The sequence below is a fragment of the Paenibacillus sp. T2-29 genome, assembly GCF_052921365.1.
The window spans coordinates 218,860-241,553 of the sequence record NZ_JBREVE010000004.1 but is presented as its reverse complement, the minus strand read 5'-3'; the positions used below and the strand labels follow the sequence as shown (position 1 = coordinate 241,553).

The 22,694-nt window shown below is 46.1% G+C and carries 22 protein-coding genes; 13 read left to right on the top strand and 9 right to left on the bottom strand.

Annotated elements, in window-relative coordinates:
- The first annotated feature begins 110 nt into the window (after positions 1 to 110).
- The 4 genes from ACU1JV_RS13875 to ACU1JV_RS13860 all read left to right on the top strand — a co-directional run bounded on the left by ACU1JV_RS13875 (position 111) and on the right by ACU1JV_RS13860 (position 2,686).
- On the top strand, positions 111 to 1,055 hold the full coding sequence (locus ACU1JV_RS13875; RefSeq protein WP_413987195.1) for a helix-turn-helix domain-containing protein: 945 nt from the start codon (positions 111 to 113) through the stop codon (positions 1,053 to 1,055).
- Between the two features lie 59 nt (positions 1,056 to 1,114).
- Entirely contained in the window at positions 1,115 to 1,387 is a 273-nt protein-coding gene (locus tag ACU1JV_RS13870) for a hypothetical protein (RefSeq protein WP_413987194.1), read from the top strand.
- Between the two features lie 244 nt (positions 1,388 to 1,631).
- Complete coding sequence (locus ACU1JV_RS13865; RefSeq protein WP_413987193.1) at positions 1,632 to 2,117, top strand: copper amine oxidase N-terminal domain-containing protein; 486 nt, start codon at positions 1,632 to 1,634, stop codon at positions 2,115 to 2,117.
- Between the two features lie 65 nt (positions 2,118 to 2,182).
- Complete coding sequence (locus tag ACU1JV_RS13860) at positions 2,183 to 2,686, top strand: hypothetical protein (RefSeq protein ID WP_337682903.1); 504 nt, start codon at positions 2,183 to 2,185, stop codon at positions 2,684 to 2,686.
- A gap of 332 nt (positions 2,687 to 3,018) precedes the next feature.
- On the opposite strand, the gene ACU1JV_RS13855 is transcribed toward ACU1JV_RS13860, so the two are convergent.
- The 4 genes from ACU1JV_RS13855 to ACU1JV_RS13840 form a co-directional block, all read right to left on the bottom strand.
- Positions 3,019 to 3,921 (bottom strand): AraC family transcriptional regulator, encoded by a 903-nt coding sequence (locus ACU1JV_RS13855; RefSeq protein ID WP_058711031.1) that lies wholly within the window; start codon positions 3,919 to 3,921, stop codon positions 3,019 to 3,021.
- 570 nt (positions 3,922 to 4,491) lie between these two features.
- Complete coding sequence (locus ACU1JV_RS13850) at positions 4,492 to 4,839, bottom strand: KGG domain-containing protein (RefSeq protein WP_013373683.1); 348 nt, start codon at positions 4,837 to 4,839, stop codon at positions 4,492 to 4,494.
- Positions 4,840 to 4,974: 135 nt separating this feature from the next.
- Positions 4,975 to 5,736: an ABC transporter permease gene (locus tag ACU1JV_RS13845; RefSeq protein WP_216974568.1), complete on the bottom strand. Its 762-nt coding sequence runs from the start codon at positions 5,734 to 5,736 to the stop codon at positions 4,975 to 4,977.
- Entirely contained in the window at positions 5,733 to 6,473 is a 741-nt protein-coding gene (locus ACU1JV_RS13840) for an ABC transporter ATP-binding protein (RefSeq protein WP_413987192.1), read from the bottom strand. Before ACU1JV_RS13840 ends, ACU1JV_RS13845 begins: the two co-directional genes overlap by 4 nt.
- Before the next feature lie 243 nt (positions 6,474 to 6,716).
- Between ACU1JV_RS13840 and ACU1JV_RS13835 the strand changes: the two genes are divergently transcribed.
- The 4 genes from ACU1JV_RS13835 (at position 6,717) to ACU1JV_RS13820 (ending at position 10,905) form a co-directional block, all read left to right on the top strand.
- Positions 6,717 to 7,319, top strand: a complete 603-nt coding sequence (locus ACU1JV_RS13835; protein ID WP_264217119.1) for a TetR/AcrR family transcriptional regulator — start codon at positions 6,717 to 6,719, stop codon at positions 7,317 to 7,319.
- 102 nt (positions 7,320 to 7,421) lie between these two features.
- Complete coding sequence (locus ACU1JV_RS13830; protein ID WP_413987191.1) at positions 7,422 to 8,060, top strand: SDR family oxidoreductase; 639 nt, start codon at positions 7,422 to 7,424, stop codon at positions 8,058 to 8,060.
- 189 nt (positions 8,061 to 8,249) lie between these two features.
- Positions 8,250 to 8,960, top strand: a complete 711-nt coding sequence (locus ACU1JV_RS13825; RefSeq protein ID WP_413987190.1) for an MBL fold metallo-hydrolase — start codon at positions 8,250 to 8,252, stop codon at positions 8,958 to 8,960.
- Positions 8,961 to 9,231: 271 nt separating this feature from the next.
- On the top strand, positions 9,232 to 10,905 hold the full coding sequence (locus tag ACU1JV_RS13820; protein WP_413987523.1) for a glycosyltransferase 87 family protein: 1,674 nt from the start codon (positions 9,232 to 9,234) through the stop codon (positions 10,903 to 10,905).
- Positions 10,906 to 10,991: 86 nt separating this feature from the next.
- On the opposite strand, the gene ACU1JV_RS13815 is transcribed toward ACU1JV_RS13820, so the two are convergent.
- The 5 genes from ACU1JV_RS13815 to ACU1JV_RS13795 form a co-directional block, all read right to left on the bottom strand.
- Positions 10,992 to 11,657, bottom strand: a complete 666-nt coding sequence (locus tag ACU1JV_RS13815; protein WP_413987189.1) for a hypothetical protein — start codon at positions 11,655 to 11,657, stop codon at positions 10,992 to 10,994.
- Between the two features lie 264 nt (positions 11,658 to 11,921).
- Entirely contained in the window at positions 11,922 to 12,626 is a 705-nt protein-coding gene (locus tag ACU1JV_RS13810; protein ID WP_058711071.1) for a Crp/Fnr family transcriptional regulator, read from the bottom strand.
- Between the two features lie 61 nt (positions 12,627 to 12,687).
- A complete protein-coding gene (gene rd / locus ACU1JV_RS13805; RefSeq protein ID WP_064797632.1) occupies positions 12,688 to 12,858 on the bottom strand; it encodes a rubredoxin in 171 nt (56 codons plus the stop codon).
- Between the two features lie 2 nt (positions 12,859 to 12,860).
- Entirely contained in the window at positions 12,861 to 14,054 is a 1,194-nt protein-coding gene (locus ACU1JV_RS13800; RefSeq protein ID WP_413987188.1) for an NAD(P)/FAD-dependent oxidoreductase, read from the bottom strand.
- A gap of 36 nt (positions 14,055 to 14,090) precedes the next feature.
- Positions 14,091 to 15,326 (bottom strand): FprA family A-type flavoprotein, encoded by a 1,236-nt coding sequence (locus tag ACU1JV_RS13795; protein WP_013373672.1) that lies wholly within the window; start codon positions 15,324 to 15,326, stop codon positions 14,091 to 14,093.
- Positions 15,327 to 15,541: 215 nt separating this feature from the next.
- On the opposite strand from ACU1JV_RS13795, the gene ACU1JV_RS13790 reads away from it, so the two are divergent.
- From ACU1JV_RS13790 to ACU1JV_RS13770, 5 genes are all read left to right on the top strand, one after another.
- Positions 15,542 to 15,883, top strand: coding sequence for a cupin domain-containing protein (locus ACU1JV_RS13790; RefSeq protein WP_013373671.1), 342 nt, complete (start codon positions 15,542 to 15,544; stop codon positions 15,881 to 15,883).
- Between the two features lie 381 nt (positions 15,884 to 16,264).
- The gene (locus ACU1JV_RS13785) at positions 16,265 to 17,896 is read left to right on the top strand and encodes a response regulator (protein ID WP_413987186.1); all 1,632 of its coding nucleotides are present in this window, start codon (positions 16,265 to 16,267) and stop codon (positions 17,894 to 17,896) included.
- A complete protein-coding gene (locus tag ACU1JV_RS13780; protein ID WP_413987185.1) occupies positions 17,893 to 19,659 on the top strand; it encodes a sensor histidine kinase in 1,767 nt (588 codons plus the stop codon). The genes ACU1JV_RS13785 and ACU1JV_RS13780 overlap by 4 nt, the downstream gene beginning before the upstream one ends.
- Before the next feature lie 164 nt (positions 19,660 to 19,823).
- Positions 19,824 to 21,491, top strand: a complete 1,668-nt coding sequence (locus ACU1JV_RS13775; protein ID WP_446724574.1) for an ABC transporter substrate-binding protein — start codon at positions 19,824 to 19,826, stop codon at positions 21,489 to 21,491.
- Between the two features lie 14 nt (positions 21,492 to 21,505).
- Complete coding sequence (locus ACU1JV_RS13770; protein ID WP_013373662.1) at positions 21,506 to 22,486, top strand: ABC transporter permease; 981 nt, start codon at positions 21,506 to 21,508, stop codon at positions 22,484 to 22,486.
- Positions 22,487 to 22,694 lie beyond the last annotated feature (208 nt).

Genomic DNA, 22,694 nt, shown 5'->3' with positions numbered 1-22,694 from the left:
AGCATGACATGTGCCGAGGAACCATTGTCAAATCGCTCCACTATTTATCCAAATCGCGCTGAAAACGATATACTGGAGGATATCGATGTAAATGAGCCAGGAGGGAGAATATGTCGTCACCACGTTTACCGAAGAGTCCCCATGATCCAGACCTTACGGTCTCCGGAGAGGAATTCTTTTTTCCCGATGTGCGAACTACGGTCAATCTATTTGCCATTCATACACGAAGTGTCGGAAGAGACTGGAGTTATCCACCACATGAACATCCGCAATATGAAATTAACATCGTGCTTGCGGGAGAACAGATCATGGTTGTGGATGGTCGCAGCTATATTCAGCGACAGGGTGATCTGATGCTTTTGCGCCCGGGAATTGTGCACTCCAGCTGTAGTAACGGGGAGGGATTTACGTATTTTTGCATGCATTTCGACATTGATGATAAATTGTTTCTTTCGCTACTGAGCCGTTTGGAGCAAGTGCTTTTTCCTGCGGATGGCACGGTGGCAAGGCAGATGGAGCCAGCGCTGGGCAAGCTGCTTGATCTTTCTGCCCTGGATGACATGGGGATAAATGGTGACTCGGTGGCAAAACGTATGCGGATTCAATCTGCTGTATTTGAACTGTTCGCAACGTTGTGGGAGGCTGTATCCAGTGAAGCTGCTCATCTGCCGGGACGTGGATATGTGCAGGCAGAGCTTGCTCATCAGATTGCCAGTCGTCTTCAGGGCAGAGTCAATCTGTCTTATAGACAGGCCGGCTCGTTGGAAAAACAGGATGGGATTGAGGGTATTTCATCCGAGCTGGGTATTAGCGTGTCCCATTGTAATCGCGTATTCCGTAGTGTTTTTGGCGTATCTCCGCGTGTGTATCTATCCGAGCTTGTCTTGCATGAGGCCAAGCTGCTGCTGGCTGATCCGCAATGGTCGGTGCAGCAAATAGCCGATCTGCTAGGCTATGGGGATATTGCACATTTTAGTAGGCAATTCAAACGCTGGTCTGGCCAGTCGCCGACATCCTACCGTAAGAGCGTAGCCCCTGAAAGCTCATCCGAATAAAAATATATATGATTATAAAATAGTTATGATAATATCCTTATGAAGGAGATGACAATAATATGAGTTTACATAATCAACCTGTTGTCGTGATTGGTTGCAGTGCAGGAATAGGGCTGGCAACAGCCGTAGAAGCAGCAAATGTAAGGAGCAAGTATCGTAATCGCTGGCCGTTCTGCAGACAGGCTGGCGCAAGCGAAGAAGGCCATTCCTGCAAAAGCGGTAGAGACCTTCGGAAGCGTGCTGTTCCTGGATGGCGGTTATACACTGATCTAATTTGCGGGAAACTAACGTGTACACGTCCACCAGTCCAATACATGCTTACAATGTGTTGAACTGGTTTTCTTTTTACAGGAGATGTAGCGAGAGGGATCAGGTGGATTATAAAATTCTACAGATATTGCAAAATCAAGCCCGCATGTCCATGACTAATCTTGGAGTAACTTGGGTAATATGGTAGACTTTTTGTTGAGGTATACGTTCTTATGATACGCAAGCTATTTGCGAAAGACTATTCCGTAGAATTTCAAGTTTCAATGAGTTTCATAAATTCATTTCTACTTGAAAAGGAGATATCACATGTTGAAGAAAGCAGTTCATACCATACTCTTTGTTGTGATTTTCTTTATAACCGTAGATCAGGCAAATGCTGCACTCCCTAAATATTTGTACAACCTTGTTCTTAAAGTAAACAATGTTGAAGTCACATCTGATGCAAATCCTTATATCGAACGAGCAACCAATACAACGTATGTCCCTATTAGATTTGTATCAGAGAGTTTGGGCGAAAGTGTAAGCTGGAATAGAGAGAAGCAGGAGATTACAATCCTTTCTGAGCATGGTGAAATCGTACGTCTGACTGTCGGGAGTAAAGTGGCTTATGTAAATGATAAAGAAAAAATAATGCCTAGTGCGCCTGTTATGCCAGAATCACCCAATCGCGTGATGGTGCCTCTAAGATGGGTTTCAGAGATTATGGGGGCGACTGTAAATAGTGCCCTAATAAATGAGACTATACATGTAAACATTATCAAGCCACATCTAAGTAACATTGACTTATTCTGAAAGGCGACAACTCTGTATAGGCATGGGAATATAGGGATGAATTTTAGCGAGGGAGGTTTTATTAATTGAAGATTGCATTACGTAAGAAGTTGGCTTGTTTGATTGTTCTTGGAGGGGTCTTGACCTTAGTTGCTACTGGTTTTGGAGGGGATAAGGAACCTTATAAACTTCCCGATAAGCCTAAAGAGGCTGCTGTCTCGACATTTTCAGAATATATGAACGCCTCTATGAGTCGTGACTACGATAAGATGCTTTCGCTGTCTGATGATTATCGTTTTAAAACAGAGCGGGCACGACTTAATTTTCTAAAAGCCCAAGGGACACCGATTGATTATCGTATCATGTCTGTGGATGATTCTGACCCTTCCAAGATTGTTGTTTCTTCGATAACGAAGTATGAGGATATGGAGTTACCTCCTATCAAGCATATTCTTGCTTTTGAAGAAGGAAAGTACAAGCTACAAATGAGGAATGTAGTGGTCAATATGATTCCTTCTTCACCTGACTATAAAACAGTCGAGTACGAGCCTGAGAAGGTAGATAATGATTTAGAAAATCATTTCAAGTAATTATTCTTTTGATTTTCTAATCAAACGATCGATAACATATCCTATGAGATACCAGAAACCTATTGTAGTGAAGTAAACAAGCGCTATGGGGATATGTGTTTTTCGCACAAATTGAAAAGATTCATACACCCAAACCAACGGGCTAATAATAGCCAAAAGTATATTATAGTCGTCATATCCCGTAATATTTACAGCAATAACTATACATGAGACTAGGACCAACCAAAAGCGAAAGGACTTCATTGCCCATACCTCCATTCCATTTTCAAAAGAGAAGCCGCGAGACGATTAATAGCATTCTGATCGCAGCGGCTTCTTGGGATTCTTCTGCTCTACACTTTTCTCACAGGGCGCAACACCGCGTAGCCGTATCCCTCAGGGAAATGCCGTTGATAATCCTGCTTCGTTTCCTCATCCCATTCATACCCCAGGCTGCTAGGATCAAAGTTCCAAGCTTTCTCCTCCACCGTTCTCATAACGTCTCCGTTGTTTTTTAAATAATTGAAGGGTGGGTGGAAAAAAACCAGGTAATCTGATTCGGGGATGTCCCGGCACTTCATTCCTGCGGGAATCTCTCCGGTGTAGTCAGCGGCAACCGGTATTCCATAGAGGTAGCCCTTCTGACCATTCTGATAGAACCAGCCTGCCGTTTGGCCCAATTGTCCGGGAAGCTTGAGGTGAGACATGCTTTCCAGGGTTCCGCAAATTTCATCACAATTATGACCATTTCTCCAGAAATCGCCGTAATTTCGAGAAGAAATATCCCAGAGACCAATAAATTTGTGTGCTGGTATATGCTCAATTTTGACTTCGGCTTCTTGCAAATGCTCTTTAACCATCTTATCCCGCTCCTTCAAATGGTAATGATAAGGAGAGAACACCTCAACGCGAATGGCTAGTGGAATAGGTCTCGGCTCCTTCTGGTATACAGCCGGAGTTACCTCAAATGCTTTTACAAATGCTCGTGTAAAAGCTTCCTGTGAAGAAAACCCATACTTTATGGCAACATCGAGGATGCGGACATTGCTATCCCGGAGTTCAAGAGCTGCCCGGCTAATCCTGCGCATCCACACATAATCCCTTAATGTCATTCCTGTCAGAGAATGAAATTGCTTTGTACAGTAGTAAGGGGAGTAGCCTAGCTGGTCGGACATTCTCAACAACGATGGTGCTGAGGTAAGATTATTATCAATCCAATCAATCATAAGCTGGACCATTTCGTTCCATTCGTACACGGGCGGTTCCCTCCTTTCGATTTCATCTTAACAGCCGGAGTGCAGGAAACATTTGACTTGAGTTGCATACACACTTTTGTTTTGTCTGTTTACTCTTCTACATAACGGATATATGGGTGTTGAAAGAATCTTTGAACAGACACGAAATCATATTGTTTTCCTACAACCAGAGGAGGAATTCTAGACTGTGAGGAAATCTATAAATCTTTATATCCGCCTCCGTTAGAGGCATCTCTCTGTACAACTAAGTAATCGTGCAGCTATTTTATTCTTTGTAATCAACATTTGCGCACCCCCATAATCTATGTATAAGTCAGGAGACATAAGAAAAAGAATCTATACTATTCCGTCCTTTCATCCGCAATAAAATATGTATGATTGGTTATTTATCCTGTATATGTATATTTTATGACGTATGTTCGGATGATGAAAGTATTTTTCACACAAAAAGCCTACCTACCGGAACACCGGCAGATAGGCTTTTATAACTTAAACATTCACTTACTTCGTATTCTATGCAGTCGGTGCCTTTACATTGCAAATGCATCGACAATGCATCCTGATCTATCGTTAGTTATTTTTACGCTGACGGGCGCGGGCCTCGCCGCCTTTGCGGCCTGCTTCTTCTCTGCTCATTTTCCCGTCGCTATCACTTTGGTCTGAATTGCCACGGGCTTCACCGCCCTTGCGACCGATTTCCTGATAGAACTCCTTGCCATGGTTTTTGGAAGTGGCTTCGCCGCCTTTTTCACCAATCTCCTGATAGAAGTCCTTGCCATGACTTTTGGAAGTGGCCTCGCCACCTTTTTCGCCGATCTCTTGGTAAAATTCTTTGTCGTGATTTTTAGCAGTAGCTTCTCCACCTAAACGTCCTGCCTCTTCGCGACTCATTTTGCCATTTTGGTTGTTGTTAGCCATGTTCAATCACTCCTCATCGAATTTTAGTAAAGCGTCTACGTGTATCTATTAACCCTCGTGTCAGGAATTAAACATGTCTATTTAATTTTGATAAATGGAAAATGGTTGGTAAATAACTGGGTATACCCGTCTCTATCAGACTTCCCAGGACTCTGTACGCAGTTGTTGCTGGCGGGTAAATAATGTCGGGTAAATGAACAGGCTGAGCAGCACGCTGGTCAAAATGGCAGAAGTCATGGTAGTGAATACGATGAGCAATTGCAAACGCACGGCGACAATTGGATTGGCGCCTGCAATGATTTGTCCGGTCATCATGCCGGGAAGCTGGACAAGCCCAAGTGTTTTCTGCCCCTCAATGGTTGGAATCATACTGGAACGTATACAATTCTTCAGTATAGGGAAGATGGCTTGTCTCGGTGTTCCTCCCAACGCAAGAATAAGCATGATTTCAGGCTTGCGCAGCAGGACTTCCGACTTGAGCCGCGATACCAGCAGACTGGACAAAATCATGGAGCTGCCAATGATCATGCCGCTAATCGGAATCATGTACCGGGCTGTCGCCGGAATGATATGCAGGCCAATTAGAAATGCCTGTGTAACGATTTCCACACACAGCAACGTCAGAAATGACTTCCACATAAGCTGGGGAATAAAACGTCCTTTGCGCGCAACATTTTGAGAAGCTACAGTGATCATGAGCAGAATGAATAACACGATAAATCCGTAGCTTTGCATCCCAAAAATCAAATGCAATACATATCCAATCACCAGTAGCTGAACGGATGCTCTGATCGTGGCAATAATAATATCTCGGTCCAGACCGAGTTTGAAGGACTTGGACATGACGATGGCGATAAATACAAAACCAAGAGAGAGAATCAAGGCAACAATCGTCATACCCATTCTCCTGCTACAAACTTGCGGGTTTCACTATGTTGTGGAGCGTTAAAAAACGTTTCCGTATCCGCTTGTTCTACTAGTCTTCCGTCGATCATCAGCCATGTTTCGTGGCCTACCCTGTGGGCTTGTTCCATATGGTGCGTAATCCAGATCATCGTTGTTCCCTCTTCTTTGTTCATTTGAAGCAGCAGTTCCTCGACCTCTTTGACTGAGGCGGGGTCCAGTGCAGAAGTAATCTCATCCAGTAGTAAAATATCCGGACGGTTCGCGAGCGTCCGCGCCAGGGCCAAGCGCTGTCTTTGTCCGCCGGACAGCTCCTGCGCCTTTTGCCCCAGCAGGTCACGGGTAAGTCCTACGCGCTCTAACAGGCCAACCGGATCTTCCAGTACCGTGCCATGCAGCCGCTCTACAGTCTGGAGATTGTAGAGGACCGTTCCCTGAAGCATGGGGGCATCTTGAAAAACCAATGCTACTTTCCGTCTCAGTTCAGGGATTTCCCACTCGGTTATAGGCTTGCCGAGGACGTTGATTTCTCCTTCATCCGATGCTAGCAAAAGATTGCATAGTGAAAGCAGTGTGCTTTTACCAGATCCTGACGGACCGACCAGTGTCGTGATTTTTCCGCGCGGGACCTTTGCCGTAACTCCGTTCAGGACAGCACGTTGTTGTCCCGACCCGGTGAAATATTTAGTGACACGATTAAACTCAATAGCTGGAAGTGGATTGGGTTCCATAGATATAGCTAGCTCCTTTGCAGGGAATCGGAAAAGATATCGAATCTGCTCTATAATCTCTTTGTATTATAGCAGTAATATCCTACCGGCTCTTCTTCTAAAAAGAGTTAGTGTATGGAGCTGTTGCAAACGGTACTTTCTTTGTATAAACTAACAGGATTAGTTAAGATGAAATAAGAATTTAGTCTGTATATGTATACGAAATTAACCTTACATAGGAATTTAACGAAAGGGGACCGGATGATGTCACCTAGAAATGGAGTAAAGCTACAAGATATCCTGGAGGCTGCCGAGGATGTTGCCAATGAACGAGGGATGGGAGAGGTCACGCTCACTACATTGGCGCAAAAGCTGCATATTCGTCCTCCATCTTTGTACAACCATGTGGACGGATTGAACGGATTGCGTCAAGCGCTGGCATTACATAGCCTCGAAAAGCTAGAGGAAGCATTGATGAGCGCAGCCGTAGGCAGAGCAGGCGAAGAGGCGCTGATTGCTATGGGGAGAGCGTATATGCAGTATGCGCGCGAGCGGCCTGGTTTGTATGAAGCGATGCTGTATGCAACCGACCGAAATGATACCGAGCTGAGACACGCAGCGGATCGAGTAGCGGAACTTATCCTTACCGTGCTATCCAGTGGCTACGGCTTCAACGAAGCAGATTGCATTCATGCAGCGAGGGGATTCCGCAGTCTTCTTCATGGTTTTGCCTCACTTGAACAAAAGGGTGGCTTTGGTTTACCTGTGGATGTGGATCAGAGTATTGAAGTGATGATGGACACCTTTTGCGCAGGTCTTCGCGTGTTACAGCAAAAGCGAGAGGGAGAGCATTCAGATAAAAACTGAGTTCAATCTGATATAGCCCATATGATTGCGTCCTGGACTCAAAGGGTAAAATATATTCAGTATACTGTAAGCGAGAGACCGTGAATACAGGAGGGGATATGAGTGAACGTACTGGTGATTGGTGCCAATGGAAAAGTAGGCAGACATCTCGTTCGCCTACTAGGGCAACATGAGTCGCATCGCGTAAAGGCACTGATCCGCAAACCGGATCAGGCCGAAGCGCTTGAACGTTTGGGAGCAGAAACGGTAGTAGCTGACCTTGAAGGGACGGTAAGTGAAATTGCCGCAGCTATACAAGGCAGCGATGCTGTCGTGTTCACGGCAGGCTCCGGTGGCAACACAGGAGCGGATAAAACGCTGCTCATCGACCTTGATGGAGCAGTCAAGGCGATGGAAGCCGCTGAACAAGCGGGTATCCGGCGCTTCATTATGGTCAGCGCTCTATATGCGGAGAACCGGGAGCAATGGCCTGAATCGATTAAGCCATATTACGTGGCAAAGCATTATGCAGATCGCTTGCTGGAAGCGAGCAATCTGGATTACACGATTCTTCGTCCGGGCGGGTTGACAGATGATGCGGGTACTGGCAAGGTTGCTACCGGTGAAGATCTCACCAGCCATACTATCTCACGTGAAGATGTAGCGGCAACGGTGGTAGCAGCACTAGAGGAAAAGCAGACGTATCATCGAGCGATTGATTTGGTGTCCGGCAGTACGCCTATTGCTGAGGCCATCCGGTAGAGCTGATGAATTGAAAGACATGTGCATAATATGGATAAAAGCAGACCCAAAGATAGGATTCCGGGTCTGCTTTTTGCTTTTTGTATAACGTTCCGACAGGTATTTACGAAAAAATTTGCCTAAAACTAATTACATTATTTATAATACTAACATAATTAGTTTATGATCAAGACAAGGAGATGAGATAAAATGCGTATCGTTCAGGTGCAGCATGTGTATCAATTAACGTTTATGCCCCGGCTGTTCCCAGTGAACTGTTATTTGGTGGAGGAGAAAGAGGGGCTTACCCTGATCGATGCCGGATTGCCATACAGTGCTCAGCGTATTGAACAGGCTGCGGCGCGGATTGGGCAGCCGATTATACGAATTGTACTTACCCATGCGCATGGAGATCATGTGGGTGCGTTGGATAAGCTGAAGGCAAAGTATCCTGAGGCGCAAGTATTCATTTCAAGGCGGGATGCTCGGCTACTGAAGGGTGATGTATCGTTGGAGGCAGGCGAACCAGACACTCCTATTCGGGGCAGCGTGCCGAAGAATATCCTTACCCAGCCTGACGTTTTACTGGAGGATGGGGATAACGTGGGTTCGCTGCTGGCGATCAGCGCACCGGGACATACGCCGGGCTCGATGGGATTTTTGGATACCCGTACCCGTGCATTGATTGCAGGCGATGCCTTCCAGACTCGGGGTGGTGTTGCAGTGGCGGGAAGGCTCAAGCCACTGTTTCCTTTCCCAGCACTAGCTACCTGGAACAAGGAAATTTCGCTGCAAAGCGCCAAAAAACTGGCATCTTACAATCCGTCTCTATTAGCAACCGGTCATGGAAACATGCTGAAGCATCCACAATTTCAGCTGGAAAGAGCGATTATGGAGTTGGAACAACAATGTTCAGTGTGATGATTACGTATTCAGCCAACATTCAGCCAGAACTCACAAAGTCCTAAGCTAAGGCAGATACAATATGAGGAAAATAGAAACAGAGAGAGGTGCATCGGACTTGAACGTTTGGAAAGCGAACGGTCTGAAATATATACTTCTATTTAGTCTCATATTGTGTGTTGCCGTTAGTATCGTTTCGTTATGGAGTTATTCAGGTAGTTCCGCGTCTCATTCTGCGGCTATTAGGCAGGGGCCATCCGGCGGGTTCGGAGGGGGAGCAGGCGGAGGCATGGGAGGGCCGGGGCAACGTCCCTCTGACGGTCAGACCGCAGGGAACCTGGGAACAGGAAGTGTAGGACAAGATCAGCATAATTCTCCCCCAACATCTACGGATGCGGCGAGCAGCTCTGACAGCAAGAATCAGGGGACGACGGGCCAGACGACCAACTCCTCTAGTGAGAATTCGTCGACATCGGGTGACAAAGGTACAACGGCCGGGAATGATACGTCTGCCTCGGACGGCAGTGGTGTTGCTAGAGACGGACAGCACAGAGGCCCCGGTGGCATGTCTGGTAACGGATCTGGAATGGGCATGGGCGGTCCTGGCGGTGGTATGGGTGGGGGAAGAAATGGAAATTCTTCATCTGCTTATGCTACTCCGATGGCGATTTTCGCTGCTTTGTTCTTCGGTGTGTTCGTGTTTATTGCGTATCGTTTTCGGGCTCAAGAATGGAAGCTCGGGGAACGTAACCGGGGACTGATGCTGTGGACTGTGCTGGGTGTGGGATTCTTTTTAAGAATGGCGATCGCCCCATGGATCTCGGGCCACATGGATTTAATGCTATTTCGAAACTGGGCTACGACAGCAGCGGATAGCTTGTCAGGCTTTTACACGAATGGTTCCAGTGATTATCCACCGTTCTATATTTATATTTTATATGTAATCGGTAAAATCGGCTCTACGGATGCTTTCAGTCCTTATATGTCCGTATTGCTGCGGCTTCCGAATATTTTAGCTGATATCGTGACAGCGTACATGCTGTACCGGTTGGCAAGCAAACGGGTCGGCTATGGAGTGAGCCTCGGATTGGCTATATTCTATGTGTTTAACCCAGCTGTATTTATCAATTCGACCTTCTGGGGGCAGGTAGATTCATTTTTTACCATGCTGATTGTGGGCATGATTGTGCTGCTGGTGGAAAACCGGATAGGCTGGTCCGCTGTACTGTTTACGATAGCGGTATTGATGAAGCCACAGGGGATTATTTATGCGCCGGTTCTGTTCTTCGAGCTGCTGAGACAGCGCAAAATACAGCCTTGGCTGTTGTCCATTGGTGGTGCCGTTGTGACAACCATTCTGGTCATATTGCCATTTTCATGGGGGCAGGAGCCATTATGGCTGCTTGATTTATACAAGGGGACAGTTGGCGAATATCCATATGCTTCGGTGAACGCGTATAACTTCTTCGCACTAATTGGTGGCAATTATACGCAGGACACTACAACGCTGTTCCTGTTCAGTTACCATACATGGGGGATGATCTGCATTGTGCTAGTGACTCTGTTTACATGGTGGATGTATATCCGTAGTCGGAAACCACAATTTGCAGCAGCAGCTGCACTGGTACTCATTGCAGGTGTATTTACCTTCGCTTCCAGCATGCATGAACGGTATCTGTTCCCTGCGGCGGCGTTAGCTGTACTGGCGTACCTGTATTTGAAAGATCGCAGATTTTTGTGGCTTGCGGGTGGATTCAGTCTTACGATTTTCCTGAACACCTTTGATATTTTCTATAGCTCCAATTCTCAGGATCATTACGGTATTGTTTTGTGTGTGACATCATTGCTAAATGTGTTGTTGTTTGGGTATTTGGTCAAAGTAGTGTGGGATTGCTCCAAGCCGGCTACAATTCAGGCTGCGCTTCCCAAGGCCACCAATATAGCTCCTTTATCCGCAGAATGAGTGATGGGCGGTCACCACACAGGTGATCGCCCATCTTCCAGCGATGAAGGCACGTTCTCAATACGGCGCGCTAATATCCTTTCATTTCACTGCGGCAAGGAAATGCTTCTCTCCACCATAAGAGGGATCAATTTGCGGAATGCTATCGTGCTGGCAGCTTGTTCATCCCTTTGATAGGCTTCATATTCTTTCCTGAAGGTGTTCTGCATTTCCTCCGATAAATGACGGATGTATCGGTGCGCACATGCGGCTACCTGTTCCGGGGATCCGAAATCAACCACCAAATCCAGAACATCCAGCACATAGAATTCCATGGGATTCGGCTGTGGCAAAAACCATCCGGTCAAGATGGCTTGTTCAAGCACCTCGTCGAGATTAGCACCATACTTGTCCACCAAAGGAACGACCTTGTCTCGAATCAATGTGATAATTTCCGCCAATTCCTTCTCCCGAGACGTTTCCTTGGCCAGATTCCATACCTTGCCTTTGTTCCGGAAGCTGCTCAAGCTGATATCCCAATATACTTTTCCGCTTTGCGTATTCATGATTTGGCAATTTACATTAAACTCCAAATAGCTGCCGGCCACATTGAAAGCATTGCTCGAAAAACGCACCTCGGCCGTAAAGGGGTCCATGTGCTTGACCATGCTTCGCCTAGATTTATAGTATTTGAATCCGCAAGGCTCACAGGCCGCAGCAATCCTAGAGCAACATTCTCGAAAAATATCCTTACCGGTTTGGTGATCCGCCATATCTATTCCTCTCCATTTTGCTTATTTTATAAAGAGTATGAAGACACAGAAATCTTGGCTTGATTTCAGGCTTATAAACTTTGTATTACTACGCAAAAACAGGCCTACGGTTTCTATTGTTATTTTACAGAATAGCTAATGGCCAAATGCACAGAATAAAAGAAACCGCCCTTTAACAACATGGAAGTGGTTGATGAATCAACTACAATCCATAAGTTAAAGAAGCGGTTTTTTTGTCCTCATGCCAGAGTAACCTGGTATATATCAATCCATATATTCGTTCAGTTTCTGTACATCGCGGATGGTAATCTCACGTGTACCCTTGATATGAATAATCCCCAGCTGTTCAAATTTTCCGAATTTGCGACTGATGGTTTCACGTGTGACACCCACATAATTAGCCATCTCTTCGCGTGAAAGGGGGAGATTTATTTTAATATAGGAGCCGTCCGGCTTGCCGTACTTGTGTCCGAGTTCGAGAATCATGTAGGCGATACGAATTTCCGGGTCTTTGGTAGCCAGGCTTTGAGCCAGGTTTTCGGTATGTGCCAAGCGTTTGGTAATCGTTTTGAGCAGCCTCAAAGAGATATCGGGATTGTTGCGGATCAACTCCTCCATATCATCTTTGGTGAGCATACAAATATCAGTATCCTTTAAGGCGTACGCACTAAAATTGCTCAACTCGTCGTTATTAAATATATTCAACTCACCAAAAAAATCGCCAGTTGTCAGAATGTGCAGAATTTGTTCTTTGCCCTGAGGTGTCATCTTCAGCAGCTTAACATGCCCGCTTTTAATAATGTACAGCGTATCGGAAGCCTGTTCCTCGACAATCAAGGCCTCGCCTTTCTGATATTTTCGGTGCCGGATCATAGAGCTAACCTTACACAAATCTTCGCAGGACAAAGAGGAAAAGATAGGCACTTTGCGGGCACAGGGCTCCTGTTCGCACTGGCAGGGGCAGGACATCTCATTCACATTCATTCACTCCATTCATCAACCGGAAACTAAAAAGTATAGCGTGTTCTTGTTATTCTGTATCATCTATAGGGGCAAAATGGCTTTGATCCTCACCGCAGACTGGACAAACCCAGTCTTCCGGAAGGTCTTCGAACGCTGTACCTGGCATAACGTCTTCATCAGGGTCACCCATAGCAGGATCATAAACGTATCCACAGGGCTGACATACATATTTTTTCATCTTTAGTTCTCCTTGTCATCCAAAATTTTTGTAAGCTCTGGTGCATCCGGACTGAGTCCTTGGATAATGGCTGCTTTATATGGAAGTGAAGCGAGAGCATCCCCAAAGCCGATCACACCGCAGATAGAGCCGTTTTGTATGAACATACGTGTATAAGAAACTTGATTTTCACGGGTCAGGCTGGTGTCACAGACTTGTTCGTCTACCAGACCGATGGAAAACAAGGGGCTTTCATAGCTGTTGGACAGGGTGACAGGAAGAGGACGCTGGTAAGCTGTGGAGGTACCCGCCATATTAGTGCCTGCTATTTTCCCTTGCTCCATAGCACTTTCCCATAATCCATCTACTCTATTGTGGAACTCGGCTACATCACCTGCCGCATATATATGGGCAGAGCTGGTCTCCATCTGCGCATTCACCAGAATGCCTTGACCAATATCAAGGCCGATTTGGCGAGCAAGCTCCGTATTAGGTACAATTCCGATAGAGTACACGACATGTTCGCAGGGAATAACAGTGCCGTCCTGCAGTTCTACGCCCTCTACATGATCTGTGCCTGTAATACGCTTTACGCCTTGCCCAAGGCACACCTGGGTACCCTGTTCGATAACTCGGCGGGTCAAAATAGCGGATGCCTTTTCATCTAGCTGGCGAGGCATGAGCCGTCGCGAAGCTTCCAGAATGGTAACGGCATATCCGGCTTGCTGGAAGGACCAGGCGGTTTCTACACCCTGAATACCACCGCCGATGATACATATCCGGTCTCCTTGTCGCAATTCCGTTTTAAGTCTGTCTGCATCTTGTCGAAACCGAATATTGTGAACGTTCCTTAGTGAAGCTCCGTCCAGCACAAGCTTACGGTTGTGGGCTCCTGTACACAGCAGCAGCTTGTCATAAGCAACGGTTTGCCCGTTGGCTGTTTCGATGGTGCAGTCCTCTGCGTGTATCGCCGTGATCTTTACACCGGAATACACATGAATCCGTTGACTAGCAAACCACTTTTCCTTTTTAATCAGGATTTTGTCGCTGTGCAAGTCAGTGAATAGTGCCTTCGAAAGCTTGACTCTGTTATATGGAAGGGAGGACTCTTCCCCGTAAATAGAAATTTCTGCTAGCTCATCATGATCTCTAATCGCTTTTGCCGCGTTGACAGCGGCCACGCCCCCTCCGATGATAACGTAATGTTGGTTATCCATTCGGCATCTCTCCTATTCCCTCTAAGCTTCCTGTGCTCAAATAACACTAAGCAGCAGATCTGAGACAAATTCAGCGGCATTTTTAATTTTTTTCACTTTTTCAACTTCTGTAGGAGAGAAGCGAATGCGTACTGGGAATTCCACATGCGTCATACCAGTTGACTTGATTACATCTGAAGTGCTCTGGACTTTCATATTAGTACCGTTCAAGTAATCCTGTACGACTTCAATGGCTTCACCGCTCCAGCCGTAGGAACCAAAGGCGGCAGCAAGCTTACCTTCCAAATTCATCTTTTGCATTTTTTGCAGCAGATCTTCCAATTTGCCTGTCATGTCGGCATATTTGGTAGAGCTGCCGACGAAAACAGCATCAGCTGAGGTAATACTATTTAATATCTCGGTTTCATCCGCTTTATCTACATCCCATAGCTCCACCTTGATTTGGTTCTCCAAAAAGCAATCTCTCAGGATGTTTGCCATTTTTTTAGTATTATTTTTTAAGGTGGCATAAACAATCGCTACTTTTTTATCATCCTTGGTTTCGGTACTCATCGATGCGTACAAATCAATAAATTTGGCAATATCATGTCGGATCGCGAAGCCGTGGGAAGGAGCAATCATCTCAATATCCAAGTCAGATACAGCTTCGATTAATGTACGCACATATCTGCGATGAGGATGAATAATAGCCTGATAATATCCGATAAAATCCTCGGTGATATCAAAGCCGGCCTCATCGGCAAATAGATGTTCTACAGCCACGTGTGTGCTGAAAATATCGCAAGGGAACAAGATTTTGTCTTCGATGCAATACGTAATCATAGTTTCTTCTGTATGGAGATAAGGTGTTTCCTTGAACAGCAGTGTCTTGCCTCCAATATCGAGTTGATCCCCATCCTTGATGACGAGGAAATTCCGATGCTGGAGCTTGTACATCTGCTGAATTTCCGGAACGGCAATCTCCGTGCAGACAATTGTGGCGTTTGCTGCCTTGGAAGCAAGTGCCGCTAACCCGCCGGAGTGATCCGGTTCCGTGTGATTGACGATTATATATTGAATATCCAACGGGTCGATTAATTCCGCTACAGCTTCTGCAAATTCTCTGCCGAACGCCATATCTACGGTATCTACAATAGTTGGTTTTCCTGTTTTCAGCAGATATGCATTATATGTTGTACCCTTTGATAGTAGAAGACGATGAAAGGGGACCTCACGATTATCAATTTTTCCTACCCAATAAATATCCTTTGCCAGCTTAAATCCTGGTTTCATAGGAATAACCTCCTGCTTTTTTGGTTTGTCTGACACAATTCGATTTTAGTTGGATGTGATGATGAAAAAGATGATTGAAATCAAATTTTTGAATATTTCAAAGTATTTATGACTTAAATTTATGTTTGTGATCGCAATCACAAGACGAGCGTAATAATCAAATACAATAAGACTATATAGGCCCAATCCAATTACAAACAGGAGAGTGAATCTACATGAAAAAATCAAACCTCATTCAATTTCAGGAATATAAAGAAGCTGCATTTACAAAACGAATTGTGCATAAGGAAGCCGACAATGTCATTTTTATTCTCAACTTCACCCCTAATGCTGAGTTACCAACACATAATCATCCAGGAGCGAATGTATATTTGCTTGTTCTGGAAGGAAGCGGTACTGTAACTGTAAATGGTGAAGAAACGGAAGTTGTCCAAGGGGATATGATCCATATTACCGGAGATGAGCACTTTTCCTATCGTGGTAGTGCGGAAGCGAATTCCAGCCTGCATGTGGTGTTGACCAAAACGCCAAGTGAAAGCTATGCACAAAATATATAAAGTATAGAAATTGCAAGAAGAGGAATTGCAGTCCAAACATACAAAAGCCGCTTGGTCATTTAGACCAGGCGGCTTTTGTATTGGAGAGTCACACCCCGGAATACGCTATAAACCGGCTGTCTAGCGGGATTACTGTACCTGTGACAGCGCTGAATGTCTAAGCCACAGTAGGTCACGGTTGTGTTCAGTGAGGAAGCAGCTGGGGGCAATAGTTTTCACGCTTTGGAGCGACCTTATGATGAAATCCCGTCTGTACAAATGGCTTCCGAAGTGCCACAATACGTTTTAAAGGCCATTTTTCTCCAGCTGGGATATCGCGCAAGGCTCGTGAAGTAGTCAACTCAAATAAATTGACGTTTCATCGAAAGGAGGAGGCAGGTTATGAAGCTACATAGAGCTATTGTGGTGGATGATGAAATATTCACCCGCAAAGGGCTGATTCAACTTGTAGATTGGGAGACCTGTGGCTTTGAAATCGTAGGAGAAGCTGATAACGGTGAGGATGCGCTGGAGCTAATCAGTCGTCTCCACCCAGACCTGATCATTACCGATATTCGTATGCCTGTGCTGGATGGATTAGAGCTGATTCGATCCGTACTCGAACGGAGTACCCAACATCCTGCTTTTATTATTATGAGTGGTTACAGTGATTTTACTTATGCGCAGCAGGCACTCCGCTATGGAGTTCATGATTTTATACTTAAGCCGGTTGATGATGAGGACTTTTCGGCTACACTGCGCAAGCTGAGTGAAAGATTGCACCGAGAACAACAGAACGCGCAGCGATATCAGAACCACCTTACAGGCGGGCTGCTAGAGACGATGATGATGAACCCAGTGGATGATGCAGTGTTGACACATTGGGAGCAGCAGCTGCGGCTTGGAGAAGCCACGTATATGTACTATGTACTCGTCGAGCTGAATGATCAGCATCCTTGGCGCTCCGGTGACGATGGCGTCATGCTATCACTTTTCCAGTTCAGGGAACTTATAGAGCAAGCACTTCATCGTTTAATGGGCAGCAAGTACCCTCTCTATGTCCATGAGCATCGTAACCGGATTGGTCTTATCGTACCGGACTTCTTTTTAGAGTGTTTTGAAGCCAAGGTGGAAGTTTTTATGAAAGCGCTACAACAGGAGATAGAGGGGATGGAGTCACTAAAAGACCGGTTGGGAAGTCGGGTGTTCGTTTATGCGGGAAGTCCTGTGAATCAGTTGCGAGATATCCAGCAGTCCTATGCCAGTGCAAAAGAAGCAGTGCTCCATAAATACATTCATGACCATAGTGGTATTGTTGTCTATCTGCCGGGGGAAATGCCCCCCCTCCACTATAGGACCATTCGTCAGGACGTACTCGATAGCTTGACAGAGCAGATCGAGGAACTCCAATTGGAAGAGCTGCGTGCGACCGTAGATTATTTATTTAGCAGCTTTCGGGAAGAGCATTATGCCCCTGAGGCTATGAAAATGAGTCTGCATCAATGCGTTCTTAGTATCGTGCGGGTCATTCAAAACATGCAGGGAAATGAGCGCTCAATTCAGTCGCTGGAACCGATGATCAACTGGCAGGATATGAATCTGTCGCTGGGTGAACTCCAGCGATTGTTTACAGCCTTTGCCGAGGAAAGTGGAAAATATATTGGGACGCTGCGCAAAGAATGTCAGCAGGGAGGAATCCAGCATATCCGTGCTTACATTGAGCAGCATGCTGACGAGAATATAAGTCTGAAAAGTATTGCGGCCCGCTTTTACATGAATCCGGTATACCTCGGTCAATTGTTCAGAAAAACATACGGTGTGTACTTTAACGAATTCCTGCTGAAATTACGCATTCAGGAGGCGAAACGCCTGCTACGGCAGACGGATCTGCGTATATATGAAATTGCGGAGCGCGTGGGCTTCGGCAGTTCAGACTATTTTGTGACTCAGTTTGAAAAGCTGGCGCACGTCACGCCAAGTGAATACCGCAATAGCCTGAGTGTTGGGTACGAGCCAGAGAGGTCCGGCGAATGAAGAGGCTGAGAACTATCCTGGATCATATACGGCTGCGAGATAAAATGCTGCTGCTTTATTTCCTCTGTGTTTTTACACCTATAGTGCTGACCAATCTGATCTTTTACCATGTTACCTCGCAAAATGTGAAGGAACAGCGTATTCAGGATATTACGCGCGCACTGGAACAAATTAAAATTGAATTTCACCGGGAATTTGAAGATGCGATGGAAATCTCGTCTATCTTTTATACCGATTATCGACTCAATGAGGTGTTGGAAGAAACATATCCCCACCCTGCTGACTATATTGCTGTTTATGACTCTTATTTACGTCGTATCTTAAACAATACGTACAGCCCTGTGTACCAATCCGTAGGTGGAATTACGATCTACACAGATAATTCAACGCTGCTGAATTCCGGGGGAATCAGCTTTATAGATGAGAAGGTCAAAGGCTTCCCCTGGTATACCCAAATCCCGCCTGGACGCCAGTCCAAGCCTATATTTGTCCGTACCGACGACAGTACCGACGAGCAGACACACCCCTTCAGCCTGATTCGACGGATGAACTACTTTTATTCCCCAAGTGGTCGTGAAAAAATACTAAAAATAGAGCTGCGAATGTCGTCCATTCGGGAGATTTTCAATAACCTGAATTTACAGGGGAGTCTCTTCCTGCTTAACGAACGGGGAGAAATTGAATACACAAATGATCCCAAGGTGGATATAAACCATAAAAGCGTGGCCTATAGTACCCTCAAGCTGCCCGAGAACACCATGGAGTTCAAGACTAGTTATGTGCTTACAAATAATCTGAACGGTTGGAGCATTGTGGCCGCAGTATCAAGGGATGAAGTGCTGTATGAAATGCAGGAACCTCGCAATTTTGCGCTCTTGTTAACCTGTGTGAATATGCTGCTGCCCACCTTGATCATTATTTGGATTACACGTTCGCTGAACGTGCGGCTTCATCGCATTTTGAAACATGTGAAAAAGGTGAAAAATCAGCATTTTGAACTCATTCCAGGTATGGAGTCGAGTGATGAAATCGGACAGCTAACAGGTGAATTTAATCGGATGACGCTGAGAATCAAACGACTGATTAACGATGTTTATATGGCCGATATTCAGCGAAAAAATCTGGAGATTCAGCGTAGACATGCCCAGCTGAATGCACTTCACAGCCAGATCAACCCCCATTTTCTGTTCAATGCGCTGGAGACGATTCGCATGCGAAGCCTGATGAAGCATGAGGATGAGACAGCCCGCATTATTCATAACATGGCACGGATTTTCCGCAATTCGCTGGTGTGGAACAAGGATCGAGTTACTTTGCGGGACGAGTTGGAGTTGATCCGTTGTTTTCTGGAAATCCAACAATATCGCTTTGGTGAGCGAATACAGTACGATGTACAGGCGCGCTCTGAAGACTTGGATAATCTGATTCCCAAAATGGTCGTACTGACGCTGGTTGAAAATGCAAGTATCCACGGCATTGAGCCGCTAAAGCATGGGGGACGCATTGAGATTCTTTTTGAGCATGAGGAAGGACGACTGATTCTAACGGTTCGGGATGATGGGGTTGGCATGTCTGCGGAACAGGTGCAGCGCTTATATGGTTACATGCAAAGGCAGGAAGAAATGGGTGAGCGTATAGGTCTGCAAAATGTCATCTATCGTCTAAAACTTTACTACGGGAAACGCTTTGAGCTCGCCATTCGCAGTGCACCCGGCGAAGGTACGGAGATTCGTATAATGATTCCTGCGGATCGGGACCTATAGTTTCCTAAGTAACACCTTTAGATTGACAGGTGAACAAACTGAACGGCATTTTATAAAATGAAAGTGCTTACAATTTAGGGTGCGCGGGATTCTCGTTGTTCAAGGGGCGTGCGCATGATATTCACACATAATTGACAAAAGAGGCCGAAAGGGGAAGGTCTGGCATGACAAGCAAAAGGTTCGGAATCATCAGTCTGGTAATGGTTATGATGGCATCTATGATCACTGCTTGCTCAGGGAGCTCGGATAAGGAGCCTGCGTCGGGAGATAGCAAGGAGAAGGTCACATTCACGTATTTTAATGCCACGGCGGGAAGAGACGTTAATACCAATGAAACGCGGATCGGAAAAGTTTTGGAAGATCAGACCGGCGTGAACTGGAAGCTGGAGCATTTGGTAGGGGATTCGAATACGAAGATTGGCACGTTTATTGCAAGCAACGATTACCCGGACGTAATTGTACCGGATGGGACGATTGATAAACTGCTGGATGCCGGGGCTTTTATTCCCCTGAATGATTTGATCGACAAATATGGGCCAAATATCAAGCGTGTATACGGACCCTACTACAACCTGATGAAAGCGGAGGATGGGAATATCTATTTCCTGCCGTTTAGCGCGGTGGTCGGCGATTATTTGTCTGCTCCTAACATAGAGCAGGGAGCTTTTTGGATACAGCGCAGAGTGTTGAAGGAGGCGGGATATCCAAAAATAAAAACGTTAGATGAGTACTTGGCTCTGATTCGGAATTATACGAAAAAGCATGCAGACGAGGGATTAACCGGGTACTTGGCGCTAACCACACAGGATAGGTTTTATGCGCTTACGAATGCGCCGATGCATCTGGCAGGCTATCCCAACGATGGCGGCACAATTATTGATATGAAAACACACCAGGCGACGGATTATGGAGATAAGGACATCACTAAACGGTACCTGAAAGAGCTAAATCAGCTTAACGCAGAGGGCCTGTTCGATAAATCGTCCTTTGTGGACAATTACGATCAATATTTGGCGAAGCTGACCTCGGGCAAGGTGCTGGGCTTTTTCGATTACCGCTGGCAGGCAGGGCAGGCTCTAAATAACCTGCAGGAGGCTTCCAAGCGATCGGGTAATGATGATCTGGAATATGTAGGGCTGCCTGTTGTATACGACCGGAATATAAAGGATCAGTATCTTGATCCGTCGTCATTTGTTAATAACCGAGGCATTGGAATTACGGTCAGTGCCAAGGACCCGGTACGTATCATCAAATTTTTCAACAATCTGCTGACCGACGAAAACCAAGTGTTATCCAACTGGGGGATCAAAGGTGAAACCTATGATGTAGATAAAAATGGGCGCTTTTATCGGACCAAGGAGCAAATTAAAAAGACGGGTGAGGATGCGTTCCGTGACTCATTTGGGTTCAAATATTTTGAATACAGCTGGCCGCGATACGGTAACGGTTCTTCCTTGCCTGACGGCAACTCGGCTAGCCCCGGACGGCAGCCTGAGGTTGCACGTATGTCGTATACCGAAGGTGATAAAAAGCTGCTAAAAGCAAACGGTGTAGAGTCCTTCTCGCAGATGTTTTCCGCACCTGACGAACGTCCATGGTTCCCAGCCTGGAGCATTCAGGTTGCCCAAGGCTCACCAGCGCAGATCTTTCAGCAAAAGAAAGGTGACCTGCAGCGCAAATATTTCCCGCGCTTGGTGCTGTCTGCACCGGCACAGTTTGATGCCATTTGGAATGAATACACCACCGAGTTTAACAAGCTGGATGTGAAGGCTTTTGAGGAACTGATCACGAAGGAGGTTGCCAAAAAAGTCAAGACGGTCGGGAAAAAATAAAGGAGGAAGCAGCTATGAGCTACACGTCACCGCCACCTGTTACGACCTCCTCGGGTCGTTTGCCGTCCTCACGGCGGACCGGCTTTAGGGGATTTATACACAAGCTGAACCAGCAGCGTGCACTCGTATGGATGTCCGTCCCTTTTTTAATCTGGCTGTTTATTTTTAAATATTTACCTCTGTGGGGCTGGACGATTGCTTTCCAGGATTTTAAGCCTGCCCGCAAGCTGCTTGACCAGCATTGGGTCGGGTTGAAGCATTTCCGTTTTCTGTTTCAGGATGAACACTTTCTGCGGGTGATGCGCAATACGCTGGCGATGAGCTTTATTAACCTGGTGCTGGGCTTTGTCACCGCTATAGCATTGGCGATTTTGCTGAATGAGCTTCGCCAGCTCGTATTTAAACGGGTGGTTCAGACGATCAGCTATTTGCCACACTTTATTTCTTGGGTGGTCGCGGCCAGCATCATTAGTACTGCACTGTCTGCGGACGGCGGTATCATCAATGAGGTGCTGATGTGGCTTGGGCTGATTAAGGAACCTATTCTGTGGTTAGGTGAGGGAAGCTACTTTTGGGGCATTCTCGGTGCGTCGGAGGTATGGAAAAATGTCGGCTGGAATACCATCATTTATTTGGCCGCGATGACGATGATTGATCCCTCGCAGTATGAAGCGGCCGAGATGGACGGAGCAGGGCGGTTTCAGCGGATTTGGCATGTGACATTACCAGGATTAAAGCCTGTATTTATCATCCTGCTCATTATGAACATTGGCAACCTGCTCGAATCAGGCTTTGAACCTCAATATTTACTGGGCAACGGCATGAACGTGGATTACTCGGAAAATTTGGATATTTTCGTACTGAAATATGGTATCCAGATGGGGAACTTTTCGCTTTCCATTGCTGCCGGAATGTTCAAAACGGTGGTTAGCTTCATACTGTTGTTTAGCGCCAATTATATTGCGAAGCGGTTAGGGGAGGAGAGGTTGTTCTAAAAAAAGAGTGAGTTTCTGGGGAGGGCTCGTTGTCGCTTCGCGTGCAGATTGTTCTTCTGAATGCTCCGCTTCTTCAGAACAATTCCGCCCGCTCCGCTACTACCCGCCGTAAAGTCACTTTTTTTAAGAACTGAGGGTAGTGGCAGGGAAGAGCTTAAGAAAGGCGCGTGACTCGCGCCTCCTTGTAATAACTGCGTCATGATGGTTG

Excerpts from the sequence above, each read along its gene's own strand:
- ACU1JV_RS13875 (WP_413987195.1), top strand. The coding sequence starts at position 111 with ATGTCGTCACCACGTTTACCGAAGAGTCCCCATGATCCAGACCTTACG.
- ACU1JV_RS13870 (WP_413987194.1), top strand. The coding sequence starts at position 1,115 with ATGAGTTTACATAATCAACCTGTTGTCGTGATTGGTTGCAGTGCAGGA.
- ACU1JV_RS13865 (WP_413987193.1), top strand. The coding sequence starts at position 1,632 with ATGTTGAAGAAAGCAGTTCATACCATACTCTTTGTTGTGATTTTCTTT.
- ACU1JV_RS13850 (WP_013373683.1), bottom strand. The coding sequence starts at position 4,839 with ATGGCTAACAACAACCAAAATGGCAAAATGAGTCGCGAAGAGGCAGGA.
- ACU1JV_RS13845 (WP_216974568.1), bottom strand. The coding sequence starts at position 5,736 with ATGACGATTGTTGCCTTGATTCTCTCTCTTGGTTTTGTATTTATCGCC.
- ACU1JV_RS13840 (WP_413987192.1), bottom strand. The coding sequence starts at position 6,473 with ATGGAACCCAATCCACTTCCAGCTATTGAGTTTAATCGTGTCACTAAA.
- ACU1JV_RS13835 (WP_264217119.1), top strand. The coding sequence starts at position 6,717 with ATGTCACCTAGAAATGGAGTAAAGCTACAAGATATCCTGGAGGCTGCC.
- ACU1JV_RS13825 (WP_413987190.1), top strand. The coding sequence starts at position 8,250 with ATGCGTATCGTTCAGGTGCAGCATGTGTATCAATTAACGTTTATGCCC.
- ACU1JV_RS13820 (WP_413987523.1), top strand. The coding sequence starts at position 9,232 with ATGGGAGGGCCGGGGCAACGTCCCTCTGACGGTCAGACCGCAGGGAAC.
- ACU1JV_RS13815 (WP_413987189.1), bottom strand. The coding sequence starts at position 11,657 with ATGGCGGATCACCAAACCGGTAAGGATATTTTTCGAGAATGTTGCTCT.
- ACU1JV_RS13810 (WP_058711071.1), bottom strand. The coding sequence starts at position 12,626 with ATGTCCTGCCCCTGCCAGTGCGAACAGGAGCCCTGTGCCCGCAAAGTG.
- rd (WP_064797632.1), bottom strand. The coding sequence starts at position 12,858 with ATGAAAAAATATGTATGTCAGCCCTGTGGATACGTTTATGATCCTGCT.
- ACU1JV_RS13800 (WP_413987188.1), bottom strand. The coding sequence starts at position 14,054 with ATGGATAACCAACATTACGTTATCATCGGAGGGGGCGTGGCCGCTGTC.
- ACU1JV_RS13795 (WP_013373672.1), bottom strand. The coding sequence starts at position 15,326 with ATGAAACCAGGATTTAAGCTGGCAAAGGATATTTATTGGGTAGGAAAA.
- ACU1JV_RS13790 (WP_013373671.1), top strand. The coding sequence starts at position 15,542 with ATGAAAAAATCAAACCTCATTCAATTTCAGGAATATAAAGAAGCTGCA.
- ACU1JV_RS13785 (WP_413987186.1), top strand. The coding sequence starts at position 16,265 with ATGAAGCTACATAGAGCTATTGTGGTGGATGATGAAATATTCACCCGC.
- ACU1JV_RS13780 (WP_413987185.1), top strand. The coding sequence starts at position 17,893 with ATGAAGAGGCTGAGAACTATCCTGGATCATATACGGCTGCGAGATAAA.
- ACU1JV_RS13775 (WP_446724574.1), top strand. The coding sequence starts at position 19,824 with ATGACAAGCAAAAGGTTCGGAATCATCAGTCTGGTAATGGTTATGATG.
- ACU1JV_RS13770 (WP_013373662.1), top strand. The coding sequence starts at position 21,506 with ATGAGCTACACGTCACCGCCACCTGTTACGACCTCCTCGGGTCGTTTG.